At 67.5% G+C, this 7,180-nt stretch carries 8 protein-coding genes; 4 read left to right on the forward strand and 4 right to left on the reverse strand.

All coding sequences use genetic code 11. From position 1 onward, the window contains the following. Both ACFDSW_RS13890 and ACFDSW_RS13895 read left to right on the forward strand, forming a co-directional pair. A partial coding sequence (locus ACFDSW_RS13890) for a cisplatin damage response ATP-dependent DNA ligase (RefSeq protein ID WP_375250873.1) occupies nucleotides 1-1,085 on the forward strand: 1,085 nt, incomplete at its 5' end. Nucleotides 1,086-1,148: 63 nt separating this feature from the next. Then, nucleotides 1,149-1,979 (forward strand): hypothetical protein, encoded by an 831-nt coding sequence (locus tag ACFDSW_RS13895; RefSeq protein WP_375250874.1) that lies wholly within the window; start codon nucleotides 1,149-1,151, stop codon nucleotides 1,977-1,979. A 9-nt stretch (nucleotides 1,980-1,988) separates the two neighbouring features. On the opposite strand, the gene ACFDSW_RS13900 is transcribed toward ACFDSW_RS13895, so the two are convergent. Genes ACFDSW_RS13900 through recQ form a run of 3 tightly spaced genes read right to left on the reverse strand, consistent with a single transcriptional unit; the run spans nucleotide 1,989 to nucleotide 4,619 of the window. Further along, nucleotides 1,989-2,384: a hypothetical protein gene (locus ACFDSW_RS13900; RefSeq protein WP_375250875.1), complete on the reverse strand. Its 396-nt coding sequence runs from the start codon at nucleotides 2,382-2,384 to the stop codon at nucleotides 1,989-1,991. A 4-nt stretch (nucleotides 2,385-2,388) separates the two neighbouring features. Next, complete coding sequence (locus ACFDSW_RS13905) at nucleotides 2,389-2,841, reverse strand: TIGR01244 family sulfur transferase (protein ID WP_375250876.1); 453 nt, start codon at nucleotides 2,839-2,841, stop codon at nucleotides 2,389-2,391. Further along, nucleotides 2,838-4,619, reverse strand: a complete 1,782-nt coding sequence (recQ, locus tag ACFDSW_RS13910) for a DNA helicase RecQ (protein ID WP_375250877.1) — start codon at nucleotides 4,617-4,619, stop codon at nucleotides 2,838-2,840. Before recQ ends, ACFDSW_RS13905 begins: the two co-directional genes overlap by 4 nt. 93 nt (nucleotides 4,620-4,712) lie before the next feature. Here recQ and ACFDSW_RS13915 point away from each other — a divergent pair, with 93 nt between their 5' ends. Both ACFDSW_RS13915 and ACFDSW_RS13920 read left to right on the forward strand, forming a co-directional pair. After that, nucleotides 4,713-4,892: a hypothetical protein gene (locus ACFDSW_RS13915; RefSeq protein WP_375250878.1), complete on the forward strand. Its 180-nt coding sequence runs from the start codon at nucleotides 4,713-4,715 to the stop codon at nucleotides 4,890-4,892. Between the two features lie 2 nt (nucleotides 4,893-4,894). Further along, complete coding sequence (locus tag ACFDSW_RS13920; RefSeq protein WP_375250879.1) at nucleotides 4,895-5,167, forward strand: GNAT family N-acetyltransferase; 273 nt, start codon at nucleotides 4,895-4,897, stop codon at nucleotides 5,165-5,167. 106 nt (nucleotides 5,168-5,273) lie between these two features. Here the strand turns inward: ACFDSW_RS13920 and ACFDSW_RS13925 are convergent. Then, nucleotides 5,274-7,180: M3 family metallopeptidase (locus tag ACFDSW_RS13925; protein WP_375250880.1), on the reverse strand; the 1,907-nt coding region annotated here is incomplete at its 5' end.

The raw sequence follows: 7,180 nt of genomic DNA on the forward strand, positions 1-7,180 counted from the left end.
AGGTGTGGCACGGCCTGTCGCCGCCCTACGCCAGCCTGTTCGCCTGGGCGGAGGGGACTGGCGAACAGCCGACCCCCGCGGACGTGCCGGTCTTCCGCCCTTTCATGCTCGCGCACGGGCTGGAGGATGCGCAGATCGACCTCGTCGATTATGCCGCCGAGTGGAAATGGGACGGCATTCGCGTCCAGATCGTCCATGTCGCGGGGCAGACGCGCCTGTACAGCCGCACCGGCGACGACGTGACCGGCAGCTTTCCCGACGTCGCCGCGGCCTTCACCACCCCCGGTACGGTCGATGGCGAGTTGCTGGTGAAGGGCGAATTCCAGGGCGGTGCGCTTGACGACGGTGGCGGGGCGGCGAGCTTCAACGCGTTGCAACAGCGGCTGGGTCGCAAGCAGGTGTCGGCAAAGATGCTGGCCGACTATCCCGCCTTCGTCCGCCTCTACGACATCCTGTTCGACGGGCCGGAGGATCTGCGCGAGCTGCCCTGGCATGCGCGGCGCGAGCGGCTGGAGGCGTTCGTGCCGCGGCTCGATCCCGATCGCTTCGACCTCAGCCAGGTGATCGCCGCGGACAGCTTCACGGAACTGGAGGCGATCCGCGCCGGTGCCCGCGATGCGGCGATTGAGGGCGTGATGCTGAAACGCCGCGACAGCCCCTATGTGGGCGGGCGACGCGCCGGCCTGTGGTACAAATGGAAACGCGATCCGCTGACCGCCGATTGCGTGATGATGTACGCGCAACGCGGCAACGGCCGCCGCTCGTCTTATTACAGCGACTATACATTCGGGTGCTGGACCGAGGAGGGCGAGCTGCTGCCGGTCGGCAAGGCCTATTCGGGTATTACCGATGAGGAATTGCGCCAGCTCGATCGCTTCGTTCGTGGCCATACGCTCCAGCGTTTCGGCCCCGTGCGTGAGGTGGAAAAGACGCTGGTGCTGGAAATTGCGTTCGATTCGATCCACGAATCGAAGCGGCACAAATCGGGCGTCGCGATGCGCTTTCCCCGCATCGCCCGCATCCGCACCGACAAACCAGCGGCGGAGGCGGATACGCTGGCGGGATTGCGACGGCTGGTGACGTGAGCCCGGGGCGGCCGGCCGGAAACGAATGACTCGCCCGCCCGCATCCCGCATAATCCGCCCGTCATGTCCTACCCCCTTGCCGCCGTGATGATGATCGCATCGGGATCGATTCACGCGGTCGTCAACGCCATCGTCAAGGGCGGTCGGGACAAGATGGCGGCGCGCGCCTTCACCGATGCGGCCGCGGCGGTAATCCTGGCGCCCGCGATCCTGTTCGTGCCGGCGCCCGCGGGGGCATGGGGCTGGCTGGCGGCGAGCGCGCTGGGGCACGCCATCTATCTCTATGCGCTGATCCGCGCCTATCAGGTGGCGGATCTGACCGCGGCCTATCCGGTGCTGCGCGGCACCGCGCCGCTGGTGACCGCGCTGGTGACGATCGGCATGCTGGGCGAAGCGGTGAGCGCGGCACAGGTCGTCGGTATCATGCTGATCGGCATGGCAATGCTACTCCTGACGATCGGGCGGCATATCGGCCGTGCGGCGCTGGGCTGGTCGCTGCTGACCGGGGTGACGATCGCCATCTATACCGTGATCGACGCGCATGGGGTGCGTGCCGCGCCGACGCCGACCAGTTACATCGTCTGGATCTTCGTAATGATGGGGGCGGTGGTGCTGGCGATGTTCGGCATCGCCTCACGCGGGGCGATCTTCGCCAGTCTGCGGACGCAATGGCGGCCCGGCGCGCTGGCGGGGGCATTGTCGATCGTCACCTACGGGCTGGCGCTGAGTGCGCTCGCGATCGGCCCGACCGCACCCCTGGCGGCGCTGCGAGAGACCGGCATGGTCACCGCGCTGCTGATCGGGATCTTCGCGCTCAAGGAGCAGGTGACGATGCAGCGCGCGGGGGCGGTGCTGGCGATCCTCGCGGGGGCGGTGCTGATCGTCGGGCGGTGAACGATCGTGTCAGGCGCTCGCCAGCTCCGGCGTGTCCGGCGCGGCCCGCTGAACCGATGGCGGTTCCACCTGCACCTGCCCCAGCCGGCGTATGTCGAGCGCCGTCACCGATAGCAGCGTGACCTCGCCGAAGCGGCGATCGGCGGTTTCGACGATGATGCCGTCGATCGTCTGGCGCAACATCGGCCATGTGACCTCACGCCCCGACACATGCTTGCCGCGCACACAGACCAGCGCGATCCGGCCATCGTCCGCCATCGTCAGCACGGCCCGGCCGTCCGCGCCGATCACCGCATCGATCGCGGGGAAGCCGGGAATCGCGATCGCCGTCGCCTCGATCGCCTCCTCCACCGTCCGCATCATGCGGTCGGTGCGACCGAAACCGAGGAGCGCGCCCAGCCCCATCCCGTCAGCCCCGTTGCGCCACGGCGTCCATCAGCGGGCGCAGCGCGGCCAGATCATAGCCCGCGCCCGCCGCCTTCGCGGTGAGTTCATCGGCATCCGCGCCCAGACCCGCCGCCGACAGCGCCCACAGGTTGCACGACCGCGTCCCCGAACGGCAATAGGCCAGCACCGGGCCGCTCGCCTCCGACAGCGCCGCGATCATCGCCTCGACCTGCGGCCAGGAAAAGCCGGCATGCGTCACCGGGATCGCGGTATAGGACAGTCCCGCCGCCTCCGCCGCGACGCGGATCTCGTCGCCGCTCGGCTGCCCGGCCTCTTCCCCATCGGGGCGATTGTTGACGATCGCGACATAGCCCGCCGCGGCGATCGCGGGGACGTCGTCGGGGCGAATCTGCGGGGCGACCGCTATCCTGTCATCGATAATACGCAGCATCGTCGCCGATTCTATCGACGTCATGCCGTCTCCGCCAGCACCTTCAGAAAGGCGTGGCCATAGGCATCCAGTTTCCGCTGGCCGATGCCGGAGATACGGCCGAGCGCGTGCAACGTCGTGGGGCGCGCCGCCGCCATCTCACGCAGCGCCGAATCGTGGAAGATGACATAGGGTGGCACGCCCTGTTCCTTCGCCAGATCGCGGCGGCAGGCGCGCAGCGCCTCGAACAGCGGATCGTCGACCGGATTGGGGCTCTCGCTCGCGGCACCGCGGCGACGCCGCTCGCGCTTGGGCGGCTCGATCAGCGGCAGGGTCGCCTCGCCCTTCAGCAGCGCCTTCGCCGCCGGGCCGAATTCCAGCCCGCCGTGCGGGTTGGTCCGCAATGCATCGCGCAGCAGCAATGCACGCCCGACCGGCTTCAGCAGCCGCACCTCATCGCCATCGACGATATTCCATACCGACAGCGCCTCGTGCCCGTTCATCAGGCTGCGCTCGGTCGACTGGCCGGTCAGTACCTGTTCGATGTAACCGGCACCGAACATCTGCCCGGTGCGGAACACCGCCGACAGATATTTGCGGGCGGTCTGCGTCGCATCGGTGGCGGCGGGCGGGTTCAGGCAATTGTCGCAGTTTCCGCAGCGATCGGGCGGCTGCTCGCCGAAATGCCGCAACAGGATCGCGCGGCGACAGCCGGCGGTTTCGACGAGTGCCCCCAGCGCCATCAGTCGCTGGCGCTCGCCCTGCTGCCGCGCTGGCTCGACCTCGCCGATCCGCTGGCGCGCGCGGGCGAAATCCTCCGCACCCCAGAACAGATGCGCCACCGCCGGATCGCCATCGCGCCCGGCGCGCCCGGTTTCCTGATAATAAGCCTCGATCGATTTCGGCAGGCCGGCATGCGCGACGAAGCGGACGTCGGGCTTGTCGATGCCCATGCCGAACGCGATCGTCGCGCAGATCACCATATCCTCGGACGCGACGAAATCGCGCTGGTTCTTCGCGCGCACCGCGGGATCGAGTCCGGCGTGATAGGCGCGCACCGGCCGCCCGGTGCGCGCCAGCGCCGCCGCCATCTTCTCGGTGCCCGCGCGCGACGGGACGTAGACGATCCCCGGCCCCGGCGTGCGTGCGATCAAATCCTCGATCTGGCGCGTCGTCTGGTCGCGTGGCTGGATGGTGTAGCGGATATTGGGCCGGTCGAACCCGGCGACGATCATGCCGTCCGCCGGGATACCGAGCTGCTCGAGGATGTCGGCACGCGTGTGCGCGTCGGCGGTAGCGGTCAACGCCAGCCGGGGGACGTCGGGAAACGTATCCAGCAACGGTCGCAACAGGCGATAATCGGGGCGGAAATCATGCCCCCATTCGCTGACGCAATGCGCTTCGTCGATCGCGAACAGCGCCGGGCGGCCGCGTTCGAGCAGGTCCCGGAAATCGGCGGTCGAGGCGCGTTCGGGGGCGATGTAGAGCAGGTCGAGCCCGCCATCGAGATAGCGGCCGCGCGTCGCCGCCTTGTTGTCATCGACGCTGGTCAGCGCCGCGGCGCGCAGGCCGACCGCCTCCGCCGCGCGCAACTGATCGTGCATCAGCGCGATCAGCGGGCTGACGACGATGCAGGTGCCCTCAAGCATCGCGGCGGGCAGCTGGTAGCAGAGCGACTTGCCCGCGCCGGTGGGCATCACCGCCAGCGTGCGCTGCCCCGCCAGCACCCGCGTGACCACCGCCTCCTGCACGCCGCGGAAGGCGGAAAAGCCGAAGATGCGGTGAAGGAATGCGGCCGCGTCGGAGCCGCCATCGGCGATCATGCCCGCCATCTAGGCGGCGGGAACGAATCCGACAACCGCTCGCGGCCGGCGGGGGCGCGGGAACGCGGCGGCGGCGTCGGGCGTAGGGCGGGCATGAATGTGATCACCCGGCCCCATATCGCTTCGCTTGCCTTCGCCGCCTCCTCCCTGCTGGGCGGATGCGAGCGCCGCGACGCGGTCGACCCGACCGCCGCCAACGGCAGTGCCCCGATCGCCACCGCACCAGTGGCGCGCGGGGTCGACGCCCCGGCCGAGCCAGCCGCGGCGAAATGACGATGACGACGGTGCATGACAATGCCGCCGAGCAGGAATTCGAGCTGATCGCCGACGGCCATCGCGCGATCGCGGCATATCAGCTGGAAGGCGATACGATCGTTTTCACCCATACGCTCGTCCCCCGGGAAGTGGAGGGGCGCGGGGTGGGATCGAAGCTGATCCGCGGCGCGCTCGACGCCGCCCGCGATCGCGGGTTGCGCGTCGTGCCGCAATGCACGTTCGTGCGCGCCTATATCGAGCGGCACCCGGAGGTGCAGGATCTGGTGCGCTGACGGCCGTTAACGGGGGCGACCGGGGGCGCCGTTCGCTCCCCGAACGCCAATGATGCCGGACCGGGACGCCACTCGCGCGCCCCGGCCCCAATCATCAATCATTCATTCATCCCGCGATGCGACTGCCGTCGGCGTTCAGCCCCATATCCTTGAGCAGCGGCGCGACATCGGGATCCTTGCCGTAGAAGGCGCGGAACATCGGCGCGTAATCCTCGGTATGGCCCTTCGACAGGATCATGTCGCGGAAACGCTGGCCATTGGCACGGGTCAGCCCGCCATGCTGCTCGAACCAGCTATAGGCGTTCGCGTCGAGCATCTTGGTCCATTGATAGGCATAATAGCCCGCCGAATAGCCATTCCCCCAGATATGCAGGAAATAGGGCGAGCGATAGCGCGGCGGCACGTCAGCAGTGTCGAGCCCCGACGCCGCCAGCGCCTTCGTCTCGAACGCATCGGCATCCTGCCGCGGGGCATCGGCGGGCAGTGCGTGCCAGCTCATGTCGAGCTGCGATGCGGCCAGCGCCTCACCGAACGAATAGCCGGTGTTGAAAGTGGAAGCGCGCTTGATCTTGTCGACCAGCGCCTGGGGGATCGGCTGGCCGGTGCGATAATCGACCGCATAATGCGACAGCACCTTGGGATCGAGCGCCCAATGTTCGTTGAACTGCGACGGGAATTCGACGAAGTCGCGCGCCACCGCCGTCCCCGAGACGCTGGGATAGGTCTGGTTCGCGAACAACCCGTGCAGCGCATGGCCGAATTCGTGGAACATCGTCGTGACGTCGTCGAACGTGATCAGCGCTGGCTGCCCCGCCGCCGGCTTGGTGAAGTTGCCGACATTGTAGATCACCGGCTTGGTGCCAAGCAGCTTGGACTGTTCGACCAGGTTCGACATCCACGCGCCGCCGCTCTTGTTATCGCGCTTCCAATAGTCGAAATACATCAGCCCGAGCGGCTGGCCGTTCTCTTCGAACACTTCGTAGACCATCACGTCCGGCTGCCACACGGGCAGGTCGGTGCGCTTTTTGAACGACAGGCCGTAAAGCTGGTTGGCGGCGTAGAAGACCCCGTCGTTCAACACCTTGTTGATCTCGAAATACGGCTTCAGCTCGTCCTGGTTGAGATCGTATTTCGCCTTGCGCAGTTTCTCCGAATAGAGATCCCAGTCCCACGGCTTCAGCGCGAAATCACCGCCCCCGGCCTTGATCTGCGCTTGCAGCTCGCCCGCCTCGCGGCGTTGTTCGACCGCGATCGGCGCCGACACCTGCTTCAGGAAGGCCAGCGCGGTGGCCGGGGTCTTCGCCATCTGATCCTGCAATTTATAGTCGGCCCAGCTCGCGAAGCCGAGCAGCTTGGCCTTTTTCGCGCGCAGCTCCGCGATCTGTGCGATTGTGGCGCGGGTATCGTCCGGGCCGCCCCGCGACGCGCGCATCGTGCTGGCGGTGAACAGCGCCTCACGCGTGGCGCGATCGGTCAGCGATCCCAGCGCCGGCTGCTGCGTCGTATTCTGCAGCGGCAGCATATATTTGCCCGGCAGGCCACGCTCGTTCGCGGCGGTCGCGGCGGCGGCGATCTCCGCATCGGACAGGCCGGCGAGCTTCGCCTTGTCATCGACGACCAGCGCGTTCGCCTTGGCGGCGGCGAGCAGATGCTGGCGGAAACTCGTTTCCAGCGTCGACAATTGCCCGTTGATCGCACGCAGCGCCTGCTGATCGGTGGCCGACAGCTGCGCGCCCGCGCGAACCATGTTCTGATAAGTGACGGTCAGCACCATCATCCGCTCGGCATCGAGGCCCAGCGTGTCACGGCGATCGTAGAGCGACTTCACCCGTGCGAAGAGTTGCGGATCGAGGTTGATCGCATCGGCATGCGCCGCCATCAGCGGCGCGAGTTCCTCTTCGGTCTTTTGCAGTACCGGGTTGGTGTTGGCGCCGTTCAGCGCATCGAAGGTCATGTTCGCCCGCGCGAGCAGCCGGCCCGATTTTTCCAGCGCCGCGATGGTATTGTCGAACG

This window comes from Sphingomonas sp. (assembly GCF_042091075.1).
In the GTDB taxonomy this organism is placed as follows: Bacteria; Pseudomonadota; Alphaproteobacteria; order Sphingomonadales; family Sphingomonadaceae; genus Sphingomonas.

Bases quoted from the DNA above. Each gene is read 5' to 3' on its own strand.
- ACFDSW_RS13895 (WP_375250874.1), top strand. From the start codon at position 1,149: ATGTCCTACCCCCTTGCCGCCGTGATGATGATCGCATCGGGATCGATT.
- ACFDSW_RS13900 (WP_375250875.1), bottom strand. From the start codon at position 2,384: ATGGGGCTGGGCGCGCTCCTCGGTTTCGGTCGCACCGACCGCATGATG.
- ACFDSW_RS13905 (WP_375250876.1), bottom strand. From the start codon at position 2,841: ATGACGTCGATAGAATCGGCGACGATGCTGCGTATTATCGATGACAGG.
- recQ (WP_375250877.1), bottom strand. From the start codon at position 4,619: ATGATCGCCGATGGCGGCTCCGACGCGGCCGCATTCCTTCACCGCATC.
- ACFDSW_RS13915 (WP_375250878.1), top strand. From the start codon at position 4,713: ATGAATGTGATCACCCGGCCCCATATCGCTTCGCTTGCCTTCGCCGCC.
- ACFDSW_RS13920 (WP_375250879.1), top strand. From the start codon at position 4,895: ATGACGACGGTGCATGACAATGCCGCCGAGCAGGAATTCGAGCTGATC.